Source organism: Pseudotabrizicola sp. (assembly GCF_030684215.1).
GTDB lineage: Bacteria > Pseudomonadota > Alphaproteobacteria > Rhodobacterales > Rhodobacteraceae > Pseudotabrizicola.
Genome location: NZ_JAUXOV010000078.1, coordinates 1 through 25164, shown reverse-complemented (window position 1 = coordinate 25164; position 25164 = coordinate 1). Strand labels below are relative to the sequence as shown.

The window sequence follows — 25164 nt, the reverse complement described above, 5'->3', positions numbered from 1 at the left end:
GCGCGCCGACTGACCTGAAGCTTTGGCGCCCCGGTCAAGCGGTGCCGGGGGGCCAGCCCCCCGTCGCGTTGCGACTCCCCCCGGGATATTTTTGAACAGAAAATAAACCGGTGGCGGGGCGGGCGATCAGGTCTGGGGTCAGTTTTGCCAGAAGCGGCGCATAAACAAAACGTAGACCGACAGCAGTTCCAGCCGCCCGACCAGCATGCCCGCCATCATCAGCGATTTAGCGCTGTCGGGAAAGCCGTGGACCGCGCCGGTGCTGCCCACCTCGCGCCCGAAGACGGGGCCGACATTGGCAATACTGGTCCATGCGGCGGTCACGGCGGTCTTGAACTCCAGCCCGGTCAGCGAAAGAGCCACCGCCAGCACGCCAAAGGTCAGGATGAACAGCGTGAAAAACACGATCACCGAATCTACCACATCCTGCGTTACCGTGCGCCCGTCATAGCGCAGCGGGTTGACCGACGACGGGTTATGCAGGCGCTTGATCTGGACCTTGATCGCTTCAAACAGGATCAGGTAGCGGAACACCTTGACCGAACATCCGGTCGAGGAGGTGCAGCCGCCGATCAGCCCGACGATGATCAGGACAACAAAGGGGAACGGACCCCAGGCCGACATATCCACACTGGAAAACCCGGTGCCGGAAAAGGTCGAGACAATGTTGAAGGTGGTTTCGCGCAGCACAAGACTTGCGGGCATATCATGGGTAAGCACCTCATAGCCGGCTACAGCCAGCACCGCATAAAGGTTCCAGCGCAGATAGGCCCGCACCTGCGGGTCGCGCCAGAGCGGCTGAAACACGCCTTGGGCAAGCTGCACAAAGCGGATGAAGGGCAAGCTGCCCAGCACCATGAACACCACCGCCGCATATTCCAGCGGCCCCTGAAACACACCAAACGACGCGTCATGGCTGGACATGCCCCCGGTCGACACTGTGGTCAGCGCATGCATCACCGCGTCAAAGCCGCTCATCCCCAAGGCGAAATAGGTCATCGCACAGGCGACTGTCAGCCAGACATAGATCTGGATCAGCGCCGACGAGATATCGAGCGCGCGCGGCAAGACCTTACCCAGCGTGTCGAACCCTTCGGAGCGGAAGAACTGCATCCCGCCAACCTTCATCACCGGCAGGAACAGAAGCGCCACGATCACGATGCCAAGCCCGCCCAGCCATTGCAGGATACCGCGCCACAGGTTCGCCCCCAAAGGCAGCGCGTCAATGCCAACGATCACCGTCGTGCCGGTTGTGGTCATGCCCGATACCGACTCGAACAAGGCATCAATAACGGGAAGACCGGGCGCACCCAGAATCAGCGGCAAGGCGCCAAAGGCGGGCATGGCGACCCAGACCCCGGTGGTCAGCAAAAAGATCTGCTGCAATGTCATTCCACCGCCCGCGCCATTTGCCGAGGCCAGCGCGGTAGCCCCCCCGGCCACAAGGCACAGGACAGATGCCTGCAGAAACGCCCGCCAGTTCGGATTGCCTGCCGCGTGATCAAGCGCCAGCGGGAACAGCATGAATATCCCCATGGCTGCCACCAGAAGGCCGATCACATAGGTCACGGGTCGCACATCAATCATGCCGTGAGCCTTGGCGAAGCCCTGCGTCCAAGTCAATCGGGTGTGCCGCGAAGCGGACTTGGCAACGACGCCAAAGCCACAACCTGCGCCGCGCGCGGCTAGCCGATATGGAACAGCGTCTGGAACAGGCGCGGGTCAAGGCTGTCTTGCGCGAATGTCGGGCCTTCGGTCAGCAGGCTGACCGCATCATGGCTGTGCAGGCTTTCCTGATGGCTGGCCAGAACCCGGAAATCACCGATCCGCGGGTCACGCATCAACACCGCACAGAACGAACGGGCAGCGTCTTCGACAAAAATCGGATTGGCGGCGTTCAGCTCGGCGAATGCCTGTTCATCCTCACGTTTTACCATGACCTGGGTTTCTGTCACGACCCCTGCCCGTGCGGCCTCGATCAGATCTTCAACTGACAGCTGATCATCCAGCACCTCAACGGAAATGCGCGCGACAGAGCGCTGCGAATGCGGCGTCGCCAACTGCCCACGCACCGACCGGGCATGTTCCGACAGTTCCAGGCTACACGGGCAAGTGCTGGAATACACATAATCCAGATGCACGATCTTTTTGCGCACGCCGGCCGCCTCGACCAGCTCAAACGCCACATCGTAGTACTGCCAGCCCGACAGGCCCGAGCGCAGCGACTGCACCTTTACCGGATAGGAAAAGCGCAACTGAATGCGTGCGTCATAGCTGCCCAGATCGGCCTTGTAGTCATCGAGCGCCGCCTCAATCACCGCAAAACCAAAAGTGCTGTCGGCATGGGCATAGAACGACCGCATGATGCGGCTCATGTTGATGCCCTTCTTGTCGGCCTCAAGGCTGACCGTCCCGGTCACGCTGGTTTCCAGCATCACGGGTGCGCCGTCGCGGGTCTTGTAGCGGATCGGCAGACGGAAATTGGAAATCCCCACATGCTGAATCCGGGCCTTCGCGCCCCGGATCAGGCTGCTTGGCCCGTTTTGCAGATCGGGCAGGCTGGCCTTGTAGGCGTCTGTTACCTCAAACCCCAGCGGATAGATGCGGCTCAGCGCAGGTGCGCCTTGATCCGGCAACAGATAACCCACGACCGGTTCCAGCGTGGCAATCTCGTCATCCGATGATTTGGTTGCCCATTGCCGCAGCAAGGCCAGTGCCGCTTCGGCTTCGGTGCGGCTTGGCTTGCGGTCAATCTCGGGGGTGTGGATGTTCATGAAGATCGGTCCTTCCGGTTCGGGCCGGGCAGTACCCAGGCCGTCAATGTCAACAGGTTATACGAAGGCAAGCCTTCGCCGGATCATTGGTCAGCGCGAAGATGATGCAGATTTTGCATCCGCCCTTGCGCGGAGACCTTTGGGCCGACCCCAGATATAGGGGGGGCGGCCGCCCAGACAAGGCTCAGGCGTCATCCAATGCGCCGAGCAGATCGGCGATCAGGTCATCCGCATCCTCAAGCCCGACAGACAGCCGGATCAGCCCCGGCGTGATGCCAAGCGCGTCCTTCTGATCCTGCGGCAGGCGCTGGTGTGTGGTTGTGGCCGGATGTGTCGCAATGGTCTTGGCATCGCCCAGATTGTTGGAAATCTTGGTGATCTGCAAAGCGTTCATAAATCGGAACGCCGCCTCTTTGCCCGCCGCGATGTCAAACGTTACCAATGTGCCGCCCGACCCCATCTGATCCATGCACAGACCGTGTTGCGGATGACTTTCCAATCCCGGAAAGATCACCCGGCTCAGCTTGGGATGGCCCTGCAACGCGGTCGCGATCGTCAAAGCCGACTCCGCCATCGCGCGGCACCGTAAATCCAGCGTGGCCATGCCGTTCAGCATGATCCAACTGGTAAACGGCGACATGCTGCCCCCCGTATGCTTCATATACGGCTCCAGCGTCTTGCGGATAAACTCGGTCGTGCCACAAACCACGCCACCCAGCGCGCGGCCCTGCCCGTCGATATGTTTGGTGGTGGAATACACGATCACATCGGCGCCCTGATCCACCGCACGCGAGAAAATCGGCGTGGCGAACACGTTGTCGACCACCACCAAAGCCCCCGCGGCATGGGCAATCTCTGACACAGCGCGGATATCGACCAGCTCCAGCGTCGGGTTCGACATCGACTCGAAGAACACCGCCTTGGTGCCCGGCGTCACCGCTGCGCGCCATTGGTCCAGATCGGCCCCATCGACAAAGGTGACGTGCACGCCAAACCGGGTCAGAACCTCCTCCAGCACATACAGGCAAGACCCGAACAGCGCGCGGGCAGATACCACGTGATCCCCCGCCCGCAACATCGCCGTCAGTGCGCCCGACACCGCCGCCATGCCAGAGGCGGTCGCAAAGGCATCCTCGGTGCCCTCAAGTGCTGCAATGCGTTCTTCGAACATCCGCGTGGTGGGGTTGCCATAGCGGGCATAGATGAACTCATCCGCCCCGGCCTGCACAAAGCGCGCCTCGGCGGCCTCGGCGGTGGGATAAACAAACCCTTGGGTCAGGAAAATTGCTTCGGCCATCTCGCCATACTGGCTGCGGCGGCTGCCCTCATGCACCAGTTTCGTGCGCGTTTTCCAAGTCTCTGACATTGCGTCACCTGTCGGCAAAAATAAAACCCCGAAACCGGCAAAGGCTTCGGGGTTTCAACCCAAGACCTTTTAGCGGAATGTTTAACGTGGCCCGCAATCCGGTAACAAAGCACCACAAAACGCGGCATACGCCTTTGCCAGCCTCCGGTCAACGCCCTTCGGCCCGCCCGCAATTGCCGCGCAGCCATGCATTGCTGCTTTCTAAATACTCCCGCGCGGAGCGCATTCACCCCGCCCATGGCACTACGCTTTGGAATCATCCTCCGGCTCGATCAGGAACCGCTGCAAGGCAAAAATCTGCCACCACAAGAACGCCATCAGCGCCGCGGGCATGGCGAATGTCTCCAGCTTGACCCAGGCGTCGGTAGACATGGTGCGCCAGATGAATTCATTGGCCAGCGCAAGGCCCACAAACATAAGACACAAGCGCCGGGTCAGGATCATCCAGCCCTCGGTCTGCATCGGCAACACCTCGCCCATCACATATTGCAGCCAGCTTTGCCCACGCAAAAGACCGATGCCCAAAAGCCCCGCCAGACAGCTGTAAACGATGGTGGTCTTCATCTTAAAAAACCGCTCATCGTTGAACCAGGCGGTCAGTCCGCCAAAAAAGATCACCATGAATGCGGTGAACACCTGCATCCGGCTGATCGCGCCGGTCAGATACCACAAGACCCCCATAGCTGCCAGAAGGATGGGGATAAACACCAGCGCCGCGATGATAAACCCGGAATACTCGGTGCCCATAACGGTGAACGTGTCTTCCTTGATTTTCAGATAGGTCAGGAAAAATACGACCGTTGGCCCCAGTTCAAGACCCTGTTTCAACACACCGTTGATCTTGCGCTCTGCCATCTTTACCCCGCTTGCACCATGATTGCTCCGCCTGCCACGACTGCCATCAAAGCCGCACGCCAGATCCCGACTTTTTCGCCCAGTATCGCCCAGCCGATGATTGCGGCAAACACCGTAGAGGTTTCGCGCAAAGCCGCAACCTCACCCACTTTACCCAGACGTGTGGCCAGCATGACCCCGCCAAAACTGACAAAGGCGATCAACGCCCCGATCATCCCGCGCAAGATCAGCGGCCCCGCTGCCGGCAACGGCGCACCAATCCCGCACCACAGCCGGTACGCCACCAGCGCCGGAAAGTCGATGGCCGTGATCAGGAAAAACCATGCCAAAAAGGTGAACGGGTCCGGGGTCAAGCGAATGCCCCAGGCGTCGTAGGTGGTGTAGACCGCCACCAGAAGCCCGCCCGCAAAGGCCCAGGCCAACCCCGCCTTGAGCGCTCCGCGCGCCACCAGCCCCCCGCGCAGGTTCAACGCCGCCAGCGCCAGAATCGATGCCGACAAGATCGCCACCCCCAGCCATTGCAGCGCGCCGTAGCCCTCGCCCAGAAAAATCGCGGCAAAAGCCAGCGTCGCCAAGGGCCCGGTGCCGCGCACCACCGGATAGACCACGGTGAAGGCTGCGCGCTCATAGGCAAGCGCCATCGTCAGCTTATAGGCGAAATGAATGCCCAGCGCACCCAAAAGCACCAGCCATTCAAACCCCTGCGGCCAAGGCACCACAAACAACGCCACAGGCGCCGAGAACACCGCGATCCACAGATCAATCGACCCGCGCGTGACCCACGGATCATGCCGGCCCTTCTGCAAAGCCCCGAAAATCGCATGTGCAAAGGCCGAGGTAAGCGCGAGGATCAGCGCGAGGCGGGCGCCTTCGGGGGTGCCTTCGAGAGAGATGAGCCAGTGTGACATGCTTTGACCGTGGGCTTTCGGGGCAGGCCGCCGGGGGTTTCACACCCCCGGACCCCCGTGGGATATTTAAGAACAGAAAATGAAAAGGCGCGGTGTCAGCTGTCGAGGCCGACAAGGGCGCGGGCGAAATCCTCGGGGTCAAAGGGGGCGAGATCGTCGATCTGTTCGCCGACCCCGATGGCATGGATCGGTAGTCCGAATTTATCGGCAAGTGAGACAAGCACGCCACCTTTGGCGGTGCCATCGAGTTTGGTCATCACAAGGCCCGACACATTGGCGATTTTGCGGAAGATCTCGACCTGCGCGATGGCGTTCTGGCCCGTGGTGGCATCCAGAACCAAAAGTGTGTTGTGTGGGGCGGTTGGGTCGACCTTGCGCAGGACGCGCACGATCTTGGCCAGTTCTTCCATCAAGTCGGCGCGGTTTTGCAACCGGCCTGCAGTGTCGATCATCAGAAGGTCGGCGCCATCGGCACGGGCTTTTGTGAAGGCATCAAAGGCAAGGCTGGCCGGATCTGACCCTTCGGGCGCGGTCATGACCGGCACGCCGGCGCGGCTGCCCCAGACTTGCAGCTGTTCGACCGCCGCCGCGCGAAAGGTGTCGCCTGCGGCGATCACCACCGATTTTCCGGCGGCCTTGAACTGGCTTGCCAGCTTGCCGATCGTTGTGGTCTTGCCTGATCCGTTCACGCCGACCACCAGTACCACCTGCGGTTTGGTCGGATATAGGGGCAGCGGGCGGGCCACTGGGGTCATGATCCGGGCCACTTCGGTTGCCAGGGCGCGGCGCAATTCACTGGCCGAGATCTTCTTGCCATAGCGGCCTTCGGCGATATTGGCGCTGACCCTGAGCGCGGTATCGACGCCCATATCGGCCTGAATCAGCACATCTTCCAGGCTTTCGAGCATGGCGTCATCCAACTCGCGGCGCGGCTCTTCAGCTTCGGGGCCACCAAACAGACGGTCCAGCAGGCCCGGCTTTGCGGCTTCGGCCTCTGGGAGTGGGGCCACGCTGCGCGTCGCCTGATCCTGCACCGGGCTGTCTGATACCAGCGCGTTAAGCCCCTCACCGATCTTGTCGGACGAGCGGAACATCTTGTCACGCAGTTTTTTGAAGAATGACATTGGGGCCTCGGTCCTGTGACGGCGCATTTCCCGACACCTAAGCCCAAAGCGTCGGTTAGAAAAGGTCAGGCGACGGATTGGTCAGGCAAAGAGCGCGGAAATTGCCGGACCTGTGCGCCTGTGACGCCATGGAAAGGCCGAAATCCTGTGCTAAAGACAGGCGCATGAGTGACCGACCGCTTCCCATGCCTGTCTTTGCCATCGCCGCCCTGTCTCCGGTGGGGTTAATCGCCTTTGGTGTCTGGGCCGGGGGCACGTGGCTTTGGGCCGGGTTCCTGTACATGGTGCTGCTGGTGATCGTGCTAGATCAGCTGATCCCTTATGTCGCCGGAAACGCGCCTGAGGGGGCGGAGTTTCCTGCCGCTGATGCGGTGCTGGTAGCGGTTGGGCTGGCGGTGGTGGCGCTGATGCCACTGGCGGTCTGGGGCATCACGTCGGACCACCTGCGTTTGGGCGAGAAAGTGCTTTTGTTCTTTGGTACCAGCTATTTCCTTGGCCATGTCGGCCACCCCGCCGCACATGAGCTGATCCACCGCTCTGGCCGGGGACTGTATCGGCTGGGGGTGCTGGTCTATTCGATGATGCTGTTTGGCCATCATGCCTCGGCGCACCGGCTGGTGCATCATACGGCGGTGGCGACACCCGATGACCCCAATACGGCGCGGGCGGGAGAGAGCTTCTGGCGCTTTGCGCCGCGCGCCTGGATCGGCGGGTTCAGGGCAGGCAAAGCGGCAGAAGATGCGCTGCGTGCCCGACGCAAGAGAGCCGCGGGGGCGCATCCCTATGCGTGGTATCTGGGGATCGGGGTGGCCTGCCTTGGACTTGCCGCGATCATCGGAGGGCCGGTTGGCGCACTGATCTGGCTGTTGCTGTCGGCTCATGCGCAGATGCAGCAACTGCTGGGCGACTATGTGCAGCATTACGGGCTGGCCCGCGCGCGGCTGCCCGATGGCCGCTATGAACCGGTTGGTGCGCGCCATTCGTGGAACACGCCTCATTGGTTTTCATCGGCGCTGATGCTGAACGCGCCGCGCCATTCCGACCACCATGCCCATCCGTCACGGCCCTACCCTGCCCTGCGGCTGACCAAAGACGCGCCGCTGCTGCCATGGCCGCTTCCGCTGGCCTGTGCGCTGGCAATGGTGCCGCGACTGTGGAAGCGCCGGATGCGCCCGCATTTGGCCCATTGGCAAAGCCAACACGCGCAAGTTCCCGCGCAGTGACGGTGCTTGTCACTGGCAATGTGGCGCGCTCCATGCGACCTTGGGTTGTTCGTGACCGGAGATCATCGCAATGCGCCGCCTTGCCCACCAGATCGCCCTGTGCTTTGCCATTCTGCCGGCAGCCCTAGCCGCCGCGGAACCTCCCGTGCCGATGACTGGGGCAGAGTTCGAGGCCTATACCACCGGCAAGACCCTGACCTTCAGCCAGATGGGCGAAGTTTACGGGGCCGAGCAATATCTGCCCGGCCGCGCGGTTCGCTGGGCGTTCAAGGGTGATATCTGCCGCGACGGATCCTGGTATGAAGAGGCCGGGCTGATCTGCTTTGTCTACGATTACGACCAGACCCCGCAATGCTGGAATTTCTGGCGGCAAGACGGGAGGCTGACGGGGCTGTTCATCGGTGACGGCTCTGGCGCGGAATTGTCCGAGGTTGCGCAATCACCCGATCCTCTGGCCTGCGCCGGGCCGGAAGTCGGGGTCTGAGCGCATCTACCGGACCTTGCGCCTGCGGATCGGGCAGGGCGCGCGCCGCGCGGGAGTATTTTAAAAGCAGCAATTTCAGGCAGAGCCGCGATTTTTGGCTGCAAGCAGCACTGCGATTTGTGGCTGCAAGCAGCGCTGCGATTTGTGGCTGCAAGCAGCACTGTGATTTGCTGCTTTTGAAATACTCCCCGCGGAGCGGACACGCGTATGGCCGGGCGCGCCCTTTGCTTTCAAGGCGCGGTGCACGCTTTGGGTTTTGTGGCATGCGCTGTGGGGGCACTGTCAGAACAGGCTGCCCTGCTCTGGCGGCTTTGCTCCACCCGGTTTGCGCGCAGCCGATCGGCCGCCCAGGGCCATCCGCCCATCGTGGAATTCGACCTCCAACGCATGCGCCTTTTCCGCTGCTACGCGTGAGGTGATGACTTCGCCATCGCCGCGCACCACGGCGTAACCGCGACGCAATGTTTCGGCGTAGCCCAGCGTTTGCCGGGTGCGGTCCAGCGCATCAAGCCGCCGGGAAAGTTCGGAAAAGCGCAGCTTGGGTGCCGCTTCAAGTCTGGCGGTAAAACCTTGCAAGGCATTGCGCTGATCAGTGATCTTTCCACCCGCTTGCATGATCAGCCGCGCCAGCGAAGGTGCGAGCCGCGAGGCCCATTTGTCAAAGCTCGAATGCCACAAGTCCTGCTTGCGCGACAGACGCGCCTCAAGCGTCTCGGCGCGGCGCAACAGCGCCTCACGCCGCCGCATCACCAGCCCGGCCAGCGCCGTCGGTGACAGCCGTCCCGCCTGCTGCGCATAAACCGCGCGCTTGCGGCTGACGGCCAGCGACAAGCCGCCCGACAGACGCCCGGTCGCAGTATCCAGCCGCTGTGACGGGGTGGCCAGCAGGGCTTCTGGCCGGGGCAGCGCGCGCGCAACATCGCGCAGTCGCTGGCCGCGCGCCGCCACCCCCTGTGCCAATGCCCGGCTAAGACGCGCGCCAAGCGCATCTACTGCCGCCAGCAACTCCAGCCGCACCGGCACCGCCATTTCCGCAGCGGCAGTCGGCGTCGGCGCACGGCGGTCGGCGGCGTGATCAATCAACGTGGTATCGGTTTCATGCCCCACAGCCGAGATCAGCGGGATCTGTGAGCCAGCCGCAGCCCGCACCACGATTTCCTCGTTGAAGCCCCACAGATCTTCAAGACTGCCGCCACCGCGCGCCACGATCAGCACATCGGGGCGCGGAATCGGCCCCCCAGCCTCGATCGCGTTGAAGCCGCGAATAGCGGCTGCCACCTCGGCGGCACAGGCCTGTCCCTGTACTGCCACCGGCCATATCAGCACATGGCGTGGGAAGCGGTCGCGCAGGCGGTGCAGGATATCACGGATCACCGCGCCAGAGGGCGAGGTGACGACTCCGATTACCTGTGGCAGATAGGGCAGCGGCTTCTTGCGGGTCGCATCAAAAAGCCCTTCGGCCTGCAAGGCCGCACGGCGCTTTTCCAGCATTGCCATCAGCGCGCCCGCGCCTGCGGGGGCCACATCCTCGACGATCAGCTGATATTTGGACTGGCCCGGAAAGGTGGTCATGCGCCCGGTGGCGATCACCTCCATGCCTTCTTCCGGGCGGGTCTGCATCTTGGCTACCTGCCCTTTCCACGAAATCGCGGCAATCACGCTGCGATCATCCTTCAGGTCGAAATACAGATGCCCCGAGGCCGGGCGCGACACCCGCCCAACCTCGCCGCGCACGCGGACAAGGCCGAATTCACCCTCGATCACCCGTTTAACCGCTCCCGACAATTCGGAAACAGTGTACTCAGGGCTGTTGCCGGGCGGCGCGGGGGTATCGTCGAGCAGGTCCATAGAGCTTGCCTCCATCCGGGGGTGACCTTATGACGCCCGTGAACGAAGGCCAAGGGGGCGCGCCCATGAACATTCTGATCCTCGGCTCTGGCGGGCGCGAACATGCCCTCGCCTGGGCGGTCAAGCAAAACCCGAAGACCGATCGGCTGATCGTGGCACCGGGCAATGCAGGTATTGCACAGATGGCGGAATGCGCCGACATCGACATCCTTGATGGGGCAGCCGTGGTGGCCTTCTGCGCCGAAAACGCCGTTGATTTCGTGATCATCGGGCCTGAGGCACCTCTGGCTGCCGGGGTGGCCGATGCCACCCGCGCGGCGGGTTTGCTCACCTTCGGCCCCAGTGCCGCAGCCGCAAGGCTGGAGGCATCGAAAGCCTTTACCAAGGAAATCTGCGACGCGTGCCACGCCCCCACTGCCGCTTATGCCCGCTTTGACACAGCCGCCCCCGCCCGTGACTATGTACAGGCCAAAGGCGCGCCGATTGTGGTCAAGGCTGACGGGCTGGCCGCAGGCAAGGGCGTGATCGTGGCGATGACCATGGACGAAGCTCTGGCCGCCATCGATGACATGTTTGGCGGCGAATTCGGCAGCGCCGGGGCCGAGGTGGTGATCGAAGAGTTCATGCAGGGTGAGGAGGCCAGTTTCTTTATCCTGACCGATGGTATGAACGCCCTGCCCATCGGCACCGCGCAAGACCACAAACGCGTGGGCGAAGGCGACACCGGGCCAAACACCGGCGGCATGGGGGCCTATTCCCCGGCGCCCGTGCTGACCCCAGCGTTGCAAAAGCAGGCGATGGATCAGATCGTACTGCCCACCATCCGCGAAATGGCGCGGCGCGGCACGCCTTATCAGGGCGTGCTTTATGCCGGGCTGATGATCGAGCATGGCCAGTGTCGGCTGGTGGAATACAATGCCCGCTTCGGCGACCCCGAAACGCAAGTGCTGATGATGCGCCTTGGCGCACAGGCGCTGGACCTGCTTTTGGCTTGCGCCGAAGAGCGGCTGGACCAGACCCGCGTCACCTGGGCCGAGGACCACGCCCTGACAGTGGTGATGGCCGCTCGCGGCTATCCAGGCGCCTACACCAAGGGCAGCACAATCCGCGGCCTTGAAGCCCTGCCTGAAACCGCATCGCAGATGGTGTTTCATGCGGGCACCACGGCCCGAGACGGCCAGATCACCGCAACAGGCGGCCGTGTGCTGAACGTCACCGCACGCGGAGCCACGCTGGCCGAGGCGCAAGCCCGCGCCTATGCAACGGTGAATGCCATCGACTGGCCCGAGGGCTTTTGCCGCCGCGACATCGGATGGCGCGCGCTTTGATCCGCCACATGGCATTGGTGCCAGTGGTCGGATGCGCTCTGCGCGGGAGTATTTTTGCCAGGATGAAATCCGCGCGTGTGCCATTTCATCTTGGCTTAAATACCCGCCTTCACCTTTGACTTCTACACGCCGCGCGGCAGGGCTTGCGCCTTCCCCGTCTGCGGCCTATGACACGCCCGATTGTTTGGGGGGCCGTGGGGAGGATTGATCCATGCCGCTTCTGGTGATGAAATTTGGCGGCACATCTGTGGCCGACCTGTCGCGGATCGAGAATGCCGCGAAAAAGGTGCAGGCCGAGGTGGCCCGTGGCTATGACGTCATTGTCATCGTCAGCGCCATGTCGGGCGAGACCAACAGGATGGTTGGCTATGTCGAGGGCACGTCAAAGCTTTATGACGCCCGCGAATATGATGCCGTTGTGTCCAGCGGTGAGAATGTCACCGCGGGACTGATGGCGCTGCGCTTGCAGGAAATGGATATCCCGGCCCGGTCATGGCAGGGCTGGCAGGTGCCGATCAACACCACCAGCGCCCATGGGTCGGCCCGCTTCATCGACATTCCGCGCGCCAATATCGACGCCAAGTTTGCCGAAGGCTTCAAGGTTGCCGTGGTCGCGGGCTTTCAGGGCATCTCTGCCGAGGGCCGCATCACCACGCTTGGCCGGGGGGGCTCTGACACCACCGCCGTCGCCTTTGCCGCCGCCTTTGGAGCAGAGCGCTGCGACATCTACACTGATGTAGACGGCGTCTATACCACCGACCCGCGCATTGCGTCCAAAGCCCGCAAGCTCGACAGAATCGCGTTTGAAGAAATGCTGGAACTGGCATCGCTTGGCGCCAAAGTCCTGCAAACCCGCTCGGTCGAACTTGCGATGCGCTACAAGGTGCGGCTGCGCGTCTTGTCCTCATTCGAGGACACCGACGAGAACTCTGGAACCCTGGTCTGCGACGAGGATGAAATCATGGAATCGAAAGTCGTCTCTGGCGTGGCCTACAGCCGCGATGAAGCGAAAATGACCCTTGTCACCGTCGAGGACCGTCCCGGCGTTGCCTCGGCCATCTTTGGCCCGCTGGCCGAAGCAGGGGTGAATGTGGATATGATCGTTCAGAACATCTCCGAGAAAAACTACGGCAGTCACACCGGCGCGGTCACAGACATGACCTTTTCGGTGCCGGTCAATCAGGTCGACCGCGCGCAAAAGGCGATGGAAGACGCGCGTGCCGCCGGGATCATCAAGTATGATGAGCTGATCTCTGACACCGACGTCGCCAAAGTCTCGGTTGTGGGCATCGGCATGCGCAGTCAGGTTGGGGTTGCCGCCAAGATGTTCAACGCGCTTGCAGCCGAGAACATCAACATCAAGGTGATTGCGACATCAGAGATCAAGATCTCGGTCCTGATCGACCGCAAGTATATGGAACTGGCCGTTCAGGCGCTGCATGATTGCTTTGATCTGGACAAAGCCTGATCCCCCACCCCTTGGCGTCTGTCGGAGTTCCGCCCGCTCCGGCAGATCGCCCTTTGAAACCCAGACCCGCCAGCGCAACTGCCAGCTTTTCGGGCAATTTCCGCCCCCTTACGCTCTGTGTCGCGCCCGGTTGAACTTCCCCACTCCCCATCCGGGACGGCCTCGCCTATAGAGAGAGCAAGTCAAAGGATGCCTTGCCATGCCAGAACGGTCAGATAGTGACAGCCGCAAACTTTTGCGCCGACTGCGCGACGTCTTGGGTGCGCAATCCAAGGGGCAGGAACGTCTGGATCAGATCACCCATCTGATCGCTGATTCCATGCGGACAGAGGTGTGCTCGATCTATCTGTTCCGTGACCCCGAGACGCTGGAGCTGTGCGCCACCGAAGGGCTCAAGCCCGAATCCGTTCACCAGACGCGCATGAAGCTGGGCGAAGGTCTGGTGGGCCGGGTCGCGCGCACCAGTACGCCCGTCAACACCGCCGACGCACCCGCCGAAAAGGGCTTTCGCTATATGCCCGAAACCGGCGAAGAGATTTATTCCAGCTTCCTTGGCGTGCCAATTCAACGGGTTGGTGAAAAGCTGGGCGTGCTGGTGGTGCAGTCCAAAACCGCGCGCCAGTTTTCCGATGACGAGATCTATGCGCTGGAAGTCGTGGCCATGGTGCTGGCCGAGATGACAGAACTGGGTGCCTTTACCAGCGATGAAGACGGCATGCGCGCGCTGCACCGCCAACCGGTGATGTTTCGCGGTGCCACCGGGCAAGAGGGCGCGGCCGAGGGCCATGTCTGGCTGCACGAGCCGCGCGTGGTGGTGACAAACCCGGTGGCCGACGACCCTTTGACCGAAATTGACCGCATCCGCGAGGCGGTGGGACAATTACGGGTGTCAGTCGATGATCTTTTGTCGGTCGAAAGCCTCGACAAAGATCAGAAACAGGTGCTGGAAGCCTACCGGATGTTTGCTAATTCGCGCGGCTGGCTGCGCCGGATGGAAGAAGACATCCAAAGCGGCCTGTCCGCCGAGGCCGCCGTAGAAAAGGAACAATCCGCCGCCCGCGCCCGGATGGAACAGGTGCCAGACGCCTATCTGCGTGAGCGGTTGAATGATCTGGACGATCTGTCGAACAGATTGCTGCGCATCCTGACCGGGCAAGGTGCTGATACCGGCGCGGAAATGCCGGAAAACCCGGTGCTGGTTGCGCGCAACATCGGGCCGGGCGAGTTGCTGGACTATGGTCGCAAGCTGCGCGGCGTGGTGCTGGAGGAAGGCTCCGTCGGCAGCCATGCCGCGATCGTCGCCCGCGCGTTGGCGATACCGCTGATTATCCATGCCGGGCGCATCTCGATGGAGGCGCTGAACGGCGATCACATCCTTGTCGATGGCGATCAGGGCATTGCCCATTTGCGGCCAGAAGAAACCGTAGCCCGCGCCTTTCGCGACAAAATCGCCATGCAGACGCAGGCGCAGCAGCGCTATGCGTCTTTGCGCGACCTGCCCGCGCTGACCAAATGCGGCACAACCATTTCGCTGCATATGAATGCGGGGCTGATGGCCGATCTTCCCAGCCTTGAAGGCTCTGGCGCGGATGGGGTGGGTCTGTTCCGCACCGAGTTGCAATTTCTTGTGCGCAACAAGATGCCGCGCCGCGCCGAACTGGCCACACTTTACGCCCGCGTCATGGATGCGGCCAAAGGCAAGCGCGTAGCCTTTCGCACGCTGGATATCGGATCAGACAAGGTGCTGCCCTATATGAAGCCCAATGACGAGCCTAACCCGGCGATGGGCTGGCGCGCGATCCGGGTCGGCCTTGATAAACCCGGCGTGTTGCGCATGCAGATACAGGCGCTTTTGCGCGCGTCAAATGGCCGGGCACTGACCGTGATGTTCCCCTTCATATCAGAGTTTTCCGAGTTTCAGGAAGCCCGCGCCCATGTTTTGCGCGAAATCCACCGCGAACGGTCGCTGGGGCATGTCATGCCCTCCGGCCTGGAGATCGGGGCGATGCTGGAAACCCCCAGCCTTGCCTTCGCGCCAAAGGCTTTTTTCGAACTGACCGATTTCGTCTCGATCGGCGGCAATGACCTGAAGCAGTTTTTCTTCGCTGCGGACCGCGAGAATGAACGCGTACGCCGCCGCTATGATATGCTCAACCTGTCCTTCCTCAGCTTCATCGACCAGATCGTGGCCCGCTGCGCCGAGACAGACACCCCGCTGTCGTTTTGCGGCGAAGACGCGGGCCGCCCGGTCGAGGCACTGGCCCTTGCCGCCCTTGGCCTGCGCAGCCTGTCGATGCGGCCGGCCTCCATCGGCCCGGTCAAGGCGCTTTTACGACGGGTCGATCTGGTGCAGGTGCGCGGCGTGATTGAAGACGCCCGCGCCAAAGGCGATGACAGCGCCCGCCCCGCCCTGATGGACTGGCTGTCCAACCAAGGCGAGTGATCCAACCCGACCCAAACGGAGCCGCCTACGGCGGCAAGCGACATGTCGCCGCCGCGCGAAAAGCGCGCGGATGCTCCGGATTTTTCAGGCTGCTTATAACCAGATAAACCCAGAGCAGACTTTTTCTGTTCTCAAATATCCCCGCCGGAGGCAGCGCGCTTGCCGGTTGGCCGCAGGCCAGAGGCAAGCTAAAAAAACCGCGCGGCGCAGCCGCTCCGTCAGATCCCCGCTTCAAGGCGCGGCGCATCGACGGCGGCGCGGAAATCGGCCAGAACCTGTTCGGCCCCATGGGTCTGTGACAGACGCAACAGCGCGAAACGCACGCGGGCAATCTCACTGTAATAATTCAGGAATGCAGCATTCAGCGCCGCCCCCGTGACCGCGCCAAGCACGGGAATCGCCTGTGCCGCCAGCTTTTGCCCCAGGGCTGTCGCCAGCTTTGGCGCGACACTGGCAATCACCTTTTGCACCGCAGGCCCGGTCAGCGTCAGCCGGGCCGAGAAAAAGCTGGTGTTGATGCCGTCATCCGTCGCCAAAGGACTGCCCGCGCCGAAAACCCGGATGCACTCGGCCCGGATAGCCGGGTCGTCGGGGTCAAACCCCTCGGCCCGCGCGGCCTGCCGGATCGCGTGCAAGATCAGCGTGACCGTGACCGGCAGCTCGGCAACCGCTGTCGGAAGGCCCCCGGCGCCGCCCGCAGCCCCCGTGGCCATCGCGGCAAACAGCGGCCCGCGCGTACCGGTGTCGGGCAAACGGTCGCCCTGCCCCGCCACCGTCATCGCCGCCGACAGCGCCTGCGCCACCACCCGTTCGATCTGGGTCCGGTAGACCTGAGGCACCAGCGCCATCTGCCGCTCCAGCGTGCCGCCCAGCCGGTTGACCATGCTCATGACCGGCCCGTTGGCGCGTTTGTGCCGCGCCGCCAGATCGCGGATTTCCGGCAAGGCATCGCCGGGTGGCACAACAGTCGACTGATCAAGCGGCAAAGGGTCCATAGGGCATGATATGGGGGGAAGTTCCCCCGGCGCAATGGGGCTTCAGGTGGCTTTCGTGACAGCGCCGGTCACCCCGTCCCACGCGCCCGCCTTGAGCGCCAGACCCAGAACGCGGTCGGGGTTGGTCGGCGGCGGCATCACCACCCCCTCCAGCTTGCGAAAGCCGAACCGCCCGTAATAGGGCGCATCGCCCACCAGCAGCACCCGCTCCCATCCCAGACGCCGCGCTTCAGCCAGACTTTCGTTGATCAAAAGCCCGCCCAAGCCTTCGCCCTGCCGCGTCGGGTGCACCGCAATGGGGCCAAGCAGCAGCACATCCTGCCCCCCCCCCACCAGTGCAGGCCAATAGCGGATCACAGCGGCCAGCGTGCCATCGGTATCGCGCAAGGTCAGGCACAGCGCCGCCACCGTCGGCACTCCGTCACGCAAACGGTAAGACGACAACGCGGTGCGACCGGGGGCAAAGCACAGATCATACAGCGCCTCGACTTCCCACCAGTCGTCCTCGGTCTCCTCCTCCAGCTTGTACACCCGGTCCGTCTCCCGCCCAAATACCCGCAACCGCGGGCGATTCCCCGCAGTGTCCGGTTAGAATGCCCCGTGACATGCGCGCCTAACATGCGTTTATGTCAGGTTCAAATCACTGTTCCCAAAAGGACGCCCCCATGTTCTATCGCCCCGAGGACGGTCACGGTCTGCCGCACAATCCGTTCAACGCCATAGTTACCCCCCGGCCCATTGGCTGGATTTCCAGCACCGGGTCGCAGGGCGATAACCTTGCGCCTTATTCATTCTTTAACGCCGTAGCCTATGTGCCGCCACAGGTGATGTTCTCGTCAACCGGGGCCAAGGACAGCCTGGCCAATATCCGCGAAACCGGGGTGTTCGCTGTGAATATCGTGGGCGCCGATATGCTGATAGCGATGAGCAAAACCTCGGCCCCCTTGCCGCGCGGCACGGATGAATTCGCCGCAGCTGAAGTGGACAAAGCCGCCTGCACCACGATTGCCTGCGCGCGGGTGGCCGATGCCCCCGCCACCCTAGAATGCGTGCTGACCCAAATCATCGATCTGAAAGGACAGAATAATTTTCTGATTCTGGGTGAGGTGACAGGCATTCACCTGCGCGATGATTGCGTGGTTGACGGCCGGTTTGATCCTAGCCGCTACCGCCCGCTTGCCCGGATGGGTTACCGCGATTATGCGATTGTGGATACGGTGTTTGAACACCTGCGCCCCGGCGAGACCTAACGCCGCCCGGCTTTGCGGGTAGACAAAAGTAGGTTCGTCTCACTGGTCATCACGCCGTCAATGTTGCGGATGCGAAAGATCACCTCGTCCAACTCCTGCAAAGTCTGCGTGGCCAGATCGACGATCAGATCCCACCGCCCGTTGGTTGAATGCACCGCTTGCACCGCGGGCAGACCCGCCAGCCGTGCCATGGTGCGTTCGGCCCCTTTGCCCTCGATCCCGATCATCATCAGCGCGCGCACGGCGGCCGCTGTCACGTCAGCGCGGGTGACAACGGTAAAGCCCGCGATCTCGCCCCGGTCCACCAACCTCTCCATCCTGGCGCGCACGGTGGCCCGCGACAGGCCAAGGCTGTCGGCAAGATCGGAAATCGCCGCCCGTCCGTCGCGGCGCAGTTCAGATAAGAGACGTGTATCGGTGTCGTCCATTTTGCGCAAATTCCCTGCCGTTTGACGCTATACTCTGTGCATTTTGCACAGTAATTTGCGTGAATCCACCATCGTTTGGCGCAACCCTGTGCCAAACAGAAGGAAACCGACATGCCCAAAACCATTCTTATCGGCGCACCGATTGACGCGGGGCAAAAGCGCCCCGGTTGTCTGATGGGCCCTGCCGCGTATCGCGTGGCCGGATTGGCGCAGGCAATTTCCGGTCAGGGCCATGTGGTACAGGATTGGGGCGATCTGAGCTGCCCGGTGGTTGAGGCCCCGGCCTGCCCCAACCCGGCGGTGCATTCTCTGGCCGAGGTTCTGGGCTGGACCGAAATTCTGGCTGACAAGGTGGATGACGCGCTAAGCGAGGGGGCGATGCCGATCATGCTTGGCGGCGATCATTCGCTGGCGCTTGGCTCTGTCTCAGGGGCGGCGACCCATGCCCGGCGTAACGGGCGGCCCCTGTTTTTGCTGTGGCTGGATGCCCATTCGGATTTCCACACGCCGCTGTCCACAACCAGCGGCAACCTTCATGGCACGCCCGTGGCCTATATCGCGGGCCGTTCCGGGTTTGAGGCGTTTGCACCGTTTCCCGCCCCAATTCCGGCGGATCGCATTTGCCTTTATGGCATCCGGTCGGTTGATCCAGCCGAACACGCAGCGCTGCTGGAGCATGATATCGCCATCAACGACATGCGGGTGCTGGACGAACATGGCGTCGTCGCGCCCTTGCGCGCCTTTCTGGAAAAGGTGCGTCGGGCGGGTGGCATGCTGCATGTCAGCCTTGATGTCGATTTTCTGGACCCCGCGATTGCGCCCGCTGTGGGCACCACCGTGCCCGGCGGCACCACCTTTCGCGAGGCCCATCTGGTGATGGAATTGCTGCACGAGTCCGGGTTGGTGACCAGCCTTGATCTGGTGGAATTGAACCCGTTTCTGGATGACCGGGGCATGACCGCGCGACTGATGGTTGATCTGGTGGGCAGTCTGATGGGCCGAAAGGTCTTTGACCGCCCGACCCGAGCGAAATGAAACGGAGCGTATGACATGAGCCTGAACCTTGTGCCTTTTGTCAGCGTTCACAATATGATGAAGCTTGTTCTTCATCTTGGGATCGAACGTGTGATGGTGGATCTTGCCGCCGAGATTGAGGCGGATTTCCTGCGCTGGCCGCAGTTTGACAAAACGCCGCGCGTGGCCTCGCATTCTGATGTCGGGGTGATCGAACTGATGCCAACCTCTGATGGCGAAACTTATGGCTTCAAATATGTGAACGGCCACCCCGGAAACATGAAGAAAGGTCTGCAAACCGTTACAGCCTTTGGACTTTTGGCCGATGTGGAGACGGGCTATCCGCTTTTGCTGTCGGAAATGACCATCCTGACCGCCCTGCGCACGGCGGCGACCTCGGCCATGGCGGCTAAGTGGCTGGCGCCCAATACCACCACGATGGCGCTGATCGGCAATGGCGCACAGGCCGAATTTCAGGCGCTTGCCTTCAAGGCAATTTGCGGAATTTCCGAGGTCCGGCTTTACGATCTTGTCCCGACCGCCACTGCAAAATGCGCGGCCAACCTGAAGGGGCGCGGGCTGACAGTGACCACCTGCACCACCGCCGAGGAGGCGATCCTTGGCGCGGGCATCATCACCACCGTCACCGCCGACAAGGCCAATGCGACCATCCTGACCGACAACATGGTCGGCGCAGGCGTTCACATCAACGGTGTTGGCGGCGATTGCCCCGGCAAGACAGAACTGGCTGGCGATATTCTGCTGCGCTCGTCAATTTTTGTCGAATACCCGCCCCAAACCCGGATTGAGGGCGAAATTCAACAGCTTGCCCCCGATCATCCGGTGACAGAGCTGTGGCAGGTGATTGCAGGCCAAACCCCCGGCCGCACAGATGCCGCTCAGATCACGCTGTTTGACAGTGTGGGCTTTGCGATCGAGGATTTCAGCGCCTTGCGCTATATCCGTGCGCAACTGGCGCAAACCGGGCTGTGTGACCATCTGGACATGATCGCAGATCCCGATGATCCGCGTGACCTGTTCGGGATGATCCTGCGTGCTGCCTGATCTATTGCGCCAAAGCCTGCGCCTCGGTGCCTGGGTCCAAAGGCGCTGAAGCGGCGATGTCATCCAGCAGCTGATCAATCAGCGCCGTGCCAAGGTCAGAGGCAGGCAAATACGCCTCTCCGCCGGTTGCGGTCACGGTCAGTGCTACAGCCCAGCCATCTGGGGCGCGGCAGGCAACCGCGCGCAATGCGTCGGTGCCGATCAGACGACACAGGCCAAGGTCAGTTTGATAACTGGCAAGGACACGAGCGCGCCTGCCATCGGCCAAGGTCACCTCGCCCCCCGTTGGCACGCCTGCCAAAGCCTGCGCCGCCGCTTCTGGCCCGGTGGCGAGTGTGACCGGGGCGGCACCCCGACCCGCCACAAAGCCCGCCACACCAACCGCTAACACCAGTGATGCGGCCAGAGCCAAGCTCCACCGGGGCAGCATGGGCCGCGCCATCAGCACAACATTGGACGGGCCGGATTCTGCGCCCTGCATCACTGCGTCAATCAAGTGTTGCGGCACGGGCTCGGGCGGAAACGCGGCCTGCAACATGGCCCGCGTCTCGGCAAAGATCGCATAGCGGGCGGCAAGGTCTGCATCAGCCTCGATCCGCTGGCGCAAGGTACGCGCGTCAGTTTCGGGCAATTCTCCATCCGCCAGGGCCATCAACATATCATCGCTCACTTCTTCGGTTCGGGTCATTGGGCAAACCCCTTTTGTGGTGCCGCATCGGGTGTTTTGTTCAACTGCCCGGCCAAAGCCAGCCGGGCGCGGGACAGGCGGCTCATCACCGTGCCTTCGGGGATGTCGAGGGCCTCGGCCACCTCGCGGTAACGCATGCCTTCAACACAAACGAGCATCAGCACCGCGCGCTGCTCTTCGGGCAAGCCGGCCATGGCACGTTGCACATCGGCCAGATGCAAGCGCGCTTCGGTCGTGGTGCGCCCGTCATCACCAACAAGCGTTTCGGCACTGGCATCATCCAGCGCCTGCGTGTCCTTGCGCGCCCGGATCGTATCAATCCACGCGTTGCGCATGATACGAAACATCCACGAATCGAGCCGCGTGCCGGGCGTAAAGCCATCAAGGTTGCACAACGCCTTTTCCACGGTCATCTGCACCAGATCATCGGCCTGATCCGCCACCCCCGTCAGGCTGCGGCCAAAGGCGCGCAGACGGGGCAAAAGCGCAATCATCTGGCTGCGAAGTTCAGTTGTCACGGTCTGTCCATCCCGACCTGATCCATTGGTTGCTGTGTCAACGCGTGCCGTTAGCGGTTTATTCCAGCCTGCGCGCAAAGAAACGCGGATCGGAGGATTTTTGCCAGCTTGGGGAATAAATCGCCCACCGGGATCGTTTAAACCATGCCTCAAGGCTATCTTTTTGCACATCGGACGAAAAAGGACAGGTGATGGACAGTGACAGCACCCCAAAGACCACACGTCGCGCGCTGTTGCGCCGGATCGGGCTGGCCGCCGGGCTAAGCTATGTGGCACCCGGCCTGTCTGCTCTGGGGGTTGCGCGGGCGTCAGGGTCAAGTGGGCCAAGTGGCCCGTCAGGTGTGGAACCACGCGGATCAGACCGTAACCCCACCCACACACGTCGCCAGCAGGCTCAGCGCCGCCGCCCGGCTGCTCCGAATGTTGTGCCGGAAATCCTGATCCTTCTTGGCGCAGAGCAATCCCTGACGCCTGCCGTAGAGGCAGGATACCGCGTGCTGGACGAGGCAGACTCGGGCGGTCTTTCGGGCAGGCTGGCACGGTTGGGCCTGCCGGGGGGCCGCACCATCGAGGCGGCTTTGGCAGAACTTGCGCAACTGATCCCCGGTGCTCTGGCGGATGAGAACCATCTTTACGCGCCCGATGATTTCACCTGCACCGGCGAAGATTGCGCCGCCCATGCCATGATAGGCTGGTCAGGCTGGCCCAGTGCGATGGCGCCGCGCATCGGGATGATTGATACTGGGGTCAATGTCGATCACCCGACGCTGTCAGGTCAGAAGCTGACGGTGCATCAGTTGGATCTGGCTGACCGGGCGGCAGCGGGGCGTCAGCATGGCACCGCGATTGCCGCGATGCTGATCGGCAGCGTTGCCGGGCGTGTGCCCGGCCTGTTGCCCTATGCCGAGTTGATCGCAGTCGAAGGGTTTCACAGGGGTGCTACGGGCGAGGTGGCGGATGCCTTCTCGATCATCCGGGGCATGGATATTTTGCTGACCGAAAGTGTCAGCGTGATCAACCTGTCGTTCTCTGGCCCGGCGAATACGGTGCTTGAACGCATGGTGATCCGCGCCGACGTGGCGGGGGTGGCCATGGTCGCGGCGGCTGGAAACGGCGGGCCGGGTGCCGCGCCAGCCTATCCGGCGGCATGGGGTCAGGTGATTGCGGTGACGGCGGTGGATGCAAGCGCGCAGCCTTACCGACAGGCCAATCGCGGCCCCTATGTCATGCTGGCTGCCCCCGGTGTGAATGTCTGGACCGCCGCCTCGGTTTCTGGCGGTCGCCTGCGATCCGGCACATCTTATGCCGCACCCTTTGTCACAGCGTCGCTTGCGATTGAGCGGATGCGTGCGCCGGACCTTGCGTTGTCAGAGGTGACCCAGAGCCTGTTCGATTGTGCCCGTGATCTGGGCGAAGCCGGGTTTGATGACACCTTTGGCTATGGGCTTCTGTCTGCCCCCGCACAGTGCAACGCAGAAAATGCTGAACTATTTTCGGTCAGCGGGGAATAAAGTGCGCGGTTTCACGTTTTTCCATCAGAGCCGGGAAGAAAGCCGGCCCAACTGGAAAAGGAAAGCACCATGTCCAACGACGCAAAGACCCTGATTTCGCGCCGCGCCCTGCTGGGCCGCATTGGTCTGGCCGCAGGTGCGGCCTATGTCGCCCCGACACTGGCCGGTTTCAACGCCGCCCGCGCCAGTGGCAACAGCGGCCAGTCTGCCCCATCGCGCAGCTCTGGCCCATCACGCAATTCGCCACCCTCACGTCCATCACGGCCCTCACGTCCGTCGCGGCCTTCGCGCAACAACGCGTCGTCACGCCGCCCGACACAGGCAAAGGCGCAGGCTCAGGCTCAGGCTCAGCAGGCGTTGAATCTGCGCCGTTTCTTGCGCAACCTTGGTCTGTAATCAGATGATCCGGAACCTTGCCAATGGCAACACTGCCCGGACCCGCCACGCGCGGGTCCGGGCTTTGGCCCCTGCTACACGCCAGCGTCTTGATTTCGCCGGGGTTGACGGCCCTGTCTGGATTGAAGGCGCCAAGGCATTGCCTGTCGTGCTCGCCCGGATCATTCAGGACTGGCCTCACCGGGTGACATCGGTGCCTGCCACCCGCCCCTGCCCGCCAGACCAACAAGCGCTGGCCCAAATCGTGGCAGGTCCAGAAGGATTGACGGCACACTCGCTGTTTACCGACAGCCCGCTGCCCGGTCTGACGCTGACCTCGGCCGCCTGCGCACTGGTGGCGGATCTGTCGCAAAGCTACATCGACAGCAGCCCCGGCAGGCTGGCCCTGCATTGTGGCGCCGTCGAGATCGGCGGGCGGCTGGTGGTCCTGACAGGGGCGCATCGCGCGGGCAAAAGCACGCTTGTTTCCCGGCTTACCGCAGAACCGGACATGCGGGTTTTCTGCGATGATGTGCTGCCGATCCATCCTGACGGGCGCGGGGTCGCCCTGGGGATTGCGCCGCGTTTGCGCCTGCCCCTGCCCGCCAGCGCAAGCCCGGCCTTTCGGTCCCATGTCGCCCGTTGGAGCACGGTGCAAGACGAACGCTATGCCTATCTGTGCCCCCCTGGCCGCGCAGCCCATGGTGCGACGGCCCCATTGGGGGCGATCATCACGCTGGACAGGCGCGACTCTGGCTCGGCGCGTCTGCACCACATGGCCCCCGACACAGCCCTGCGACAGCTGCTGTCGCACAACCTTGCCGATCTTGGCACGGCAAAGTCAGCGCTGGACAAAATGCTGGCAGTGATCGAGGGCGTGACCTGTCTGCGCCTGATCTATTCCGAATTAGAGGAAGCGGTGACCTTGCTGCGACGGGCTTTTTGTGGGTCTTTGCCGCTGAACCCAGCGCTGGACATCGGGCCGGACTGCACAGAGCATGCCCCTCCGCAAAAGGCGCCGACTGCCGTTGATCTACACCAGACCTGGCGGCAAAACCCCAAAGTGGCGCTGCGCCGGGTTGCAGAGTCGCATTTTCTGTGGATGCCAGACGACACAACGCTGTGGCAGTTGAATCTGCTTGGCGGCGCGATCTGGGCTTTGCTTGAAATACCGGGATCGGCAACCGATCTGGCCGAAGCTTTGGCCGAAGTCTTCCCCGATCAGCCAAAGGACAGCATCGTGTCAGATACCGCCATCTTGCTGTCACAGCTTGCCGAAAAGGAAATGATCCTGCCCGCCTGACAACCGCTTGGGGTAGCCGTGCCACAGGGGTCATCCGGCCCGGTTGCATCATGGGTCAGGCGGCAAGACGTAATCGACCGGTTGTTACCGTGGTGACTGGGCCTTGATGCGTGCGACGAGTTCTGCGTCATCGACGAAGTCGTCGAGGAACGCGTGCCAGGTTTCGGTAGTGATACGCGCGTCCCTGAGCATGTCT

At 62.5% G+C, this 25164-nt stretch carries 23 protein-coding genes and 1 riboswitch; of the genes, 11 read left to right on the top strand and 12 right to left on the bottom strand.

What is annotated here, in order from left to right; translation table 11 throughout:
• Positions 1-138 precede the first annotated feature (138 nt).
• From Q8K08_RS21360 to ftsY, 6 genes are all read right to left on the bottom strand, one after another.
• On the bottom strand, positions 139-1587 hold the full coding sequence (locus Q8K08_RS21360; RefSeq protein ID WP_305251651.1) for a TrkH family potassium uptake protein: 1449 nt from the start codon (positions 1585-1587) through the stop codon (positions 139-141).
• A 98-nt stretch (positions 1588-1685) separates the two neighbouring features.
• Complete coding sequence (gene folE2, locus Q8K08_RS21355; RefSeq protein WP_304799824.1) at positions 1686-2774, bottom strand: GTP cyclohydrolase FolE2; 1089 nt, start codon at positions 2772-2774, stop codon at positions 1686-1688.
• A 184-nt stretch (positions 2775-2958) separates the two neighbouring features.
• A complete protein-coding gene (gene metZ / locus Q8K08_RS21350; RefSeq protein ID WP_304799826.1) occupies positions 2959-4140 on the bottom strand; it encodes an O-succinylhomoserine sulfhydrylase in 1182 nt (393 codons plus the stop codon).
• Positions 4141-4189: 49 nt separating this feature from the next.
• A riboswitch (SAM riboswitch) is annotated at positions 4190-4266 on the bottom strand.
• Positions 4267-4383: 117 nt separating this feature from the next.
• Positions 4384-4995 (bottom strand): inner membrane-spanning protein YciB, encoded by a 612-nt coding sequence (locus Q8K08_RS21345; protein WP_305251650.1) that lies wholly within the window; start codon positions 4993-4995, stop codon positions 4384-4386.
• 2 nt (positions 4996-4997) lie between these two features.
• Complete coding sequence (locus Q8K08_RS21340; RefSeq protein ID WP_305251649.1) at positions 4998-5903, bottom strand: DMT family transporter; 906 nt, start codon at positions 5901-5903, stop codon at positions 4998-5000.
• Positions 5904-5998: 95 nt separating this feature from the next.
• Positions 5999-7027, bottom strand: a complete 1029-nt coding sequence (gene ftsY / locus Q8K08_RS21335) for a signal recognition particle-docking protein FtsY (RefSeq protein WP_305251648.1) — start codon at positions 7025-7027, stop codon at positions 5999-6001.
• Positions 7028-7191: 164 nt separating this feature from the next.
• On the opposite strand from ftsY, the gene Q8K08_RS21330 reads away from it, so the two are divergent.
• Both Q8K08_RS21330 and Q8K08_RS21325 read left to right on the top strand, forming a co-directional pair.
• On the top strand, positions 7192-8250 hold the full coding sequence (locus tag Q8K08_RS21330) for an alkane 1-monooxygenase (protein WP_305251647.1): 1059 nt from the start codon (positions 7192-7194) through the stop codon (positions 8248-8250).
• A 70-nt stretch (positions 8251-8320) separates the two neighbouring features.
• A complete protein-coding gene (locus Q8K08_RS21325) occupies positions 8321-8734 on the top strand; it encodes a hypothetical protein (RefSeq protein WP_304801649.1) in 414 nt (137 codons plus the stop codon).
• A 282-nt stretch (positions 8735-9016) separates the two neighbouring features.
• Here the strand turns inward: Q8K08_RS21325 and xseA are convergent, their stop codons facing one another.
• Positions 9017-10582, bottom strand: coding sequence for an exodeoxyribonuclease VII large subunit (gene xseA, locus Q8K08_RS21320; protein WP_305251646.1), 1566 nt, complete (start codon positions 10580-10582; stop codon positions 9017-9019).
• A gap of 65 nt (positions 10583-10647) precedes the next feature.
• Between xseA and purD the strand changes: the two genes are divergently transcribed.
• From purD to ptsP, 3 genes are all read left to right on the top strand, one after another.
• Positions 10648-11910, top strand: a complete 1263-nt coding sequence (purD, locus tag Q8K08_RS21315; RefSeq protein ID WP_304801654.1) for a phosphoribosylamine--glycine ligase — start codon at positions 10648-10650, stop codon at positions 11908-11910.
• A 211-nt stretch (positions 11911-12121) separates the two neighbouring features.
• Positions 12122-13378, top strand: coding sequence for an aspartate kinase (locus Q8K08_RS21310; RefSeq protein ID WP_304801656.1), 1257 nt, complete (start codon positions 12122-12124; stop codon positions 13376-13378).
• 199 nt (positions 13379-13577) lie between these two features.
• A complete protein-coding gene (ptsP, locus tag Q8K08_RS21305) occupies positions 13578-15821 on the top strand; it encodes a phosphoenolpyruvate--protein phosphotransferase (protein ID WP_305251645.1) in 2244 nt (747 codons plus the stop codon).
• Between the two features lie 218 nt (positions 15822-16039).
• Here the strand turns inward: ptsP and Q8K08_RS21300 are convergent, their stop codons facing one another.
• Positions 16040-16816 (bottom strand): EcsC family protein, encoded by a 777-nt coding sequence (locus tag Q8K08_RS21300; RefSeq protein ID WP_305251644.1) that lies wholly within the window; start codon positions 16814-16816, stop codon positions 16040-16042.
• A 42-nt stretch (positions 16817-16858) separates the two neighbouring features.
• Positions 16859-17347, bottom strand: coding sequence for a GNAT family N-acetyltransferase (locus Q8K08_RS21295; RefSeq protein WP_304799446.1), 489 nt, complete (start codon positions 17345-17347; stop codon positions 16859-16861).
• Positions 17348-17481: 134 nt separating this feature from the next.
• Here Q8K08_RS21295 and Q8K08_RS21290 point away from each other — a divergent pair, with 134 nt between their 5' ends.
• On the top strand, positions 17482-18066 hold the full coding sequence (locus tag Q8K08_RS21290) for a flavin reductase family protein (protein ID WP_304799444.1): 585 nt from the start codon (positions 17482-17484) through the stop codon (positions 18064-18066).
• Here Q8K08_RS21290 and Q8K08_RS21285 read toward each other — a convergent pair.
• Entirely contained in the window at positions 18063-18494 is a 432-nt protein-coding gene (locus Q8K08_RS21285; protein WP_304799442.1) for an Lrp/AsnC family transcriptional regulator, read from the bottom strand. The genes Q8K08_RS21290 and Q8K08_RS21285 overlap by 4 nt on opposite strands.
• Positions 18495-18605: 111 nt before the next feature.
• Between Q8K08_RS21285 and rocF the strand changes: the two genes are divergently transcribed.
• On the top strand, positions 18606-19529 hold the full coding sequence (gene rocF, locus Q8K08_RS21280; protein WP_305251643.1) for an arginase: 924 nt from the start codon (positions 18606-18608) through the stop codon (positions 19527-19529).
• 15 nt (positions 19530-19544) lie between these two features.
• Positions 19545-20573, top strand: coding sequence for an ornithine cyclodeaminase (locus Q8K08_RS21275; RefSeq protein ID WP_305251642.1), 1029 nt, complete (start codon positions 19545-19547; stop codon positions 20571-20573).
• A gap of 1 nt (position 20574) precedes the next feature.
• Here the strand turns inward: Q8K08_RS21275 and Q8K08_RS21270 are convergent, their stop codons facing one another.
• Together Q8K08_RS21270 and Q8K08_RS21265 are read right to left on the bottom strand one after the other, a co-directional pair.
• Positions 20575-21261: an anti-sigma factor gene (locus Q8K08_RS21270; RefSeq protein WP_305251641.1), complete on the bottom strand. Its 687-nt coding sequence runs from the start codon at positions 21259-21261 to the stop codon at positions 20575-20577.
• Complete coding sequence (locus Q8K08_RS21265; RefSeq protein WP_305251640.1) at positions 21258-21779, bottom strand: RNA polymerase sigma factor; 522 nt, start codon at positions 21777-21779, stop codon at positions 21258-21260. Before Q8K08_RS21265 ends, Q8K08_RS21270 begins: the two co-directional genes overlap by 4 nt.
• A 191-nt stretch (positions 21780-21970) precedes the next feature.
• Between Q8K08_RS21265 and Q8K08_RS21260 the strand changes: the two genes are divergently transcribed.
• The 3 genes from Q8K08_RS21260 (at position 21971) to Q8K08_RS21250 (ending at position 24968) form a co-directional block, all read left to right on the top strand.
• Complete coding sequence (locus tag Q8K08_RS21260; protein ID WP_305251639.1) at positions 21971-23290, top strand: S8 family serine peptidase; 1320 nt, start codon at positions 21971-21973, stop codon at positions 23288-23290.
• 69 nt (positions 23291-23359) lie between these two features.
• A complete protein-coding gene (locus Q8K08_RS21255) occupies positions 23360-23686 on the top strand; it encodes a hypothetical protein (protein ID WP_304799430.1) in 327 nt (108 codons plus the stop codon).
• A 4-nt stretch (positions 23687-23690) separates the two neighbouring features.
• Entirely contained in the window at positions 23691-24968 is a 1278-nt protein-coding gene (locus Q8K08_RS21250; RefSeq protein ID WP_305251638.1) for a PqqD family protein, read from the top strand.
• Positions 24969-25164 lie beyond the last annotated feature (196 nt).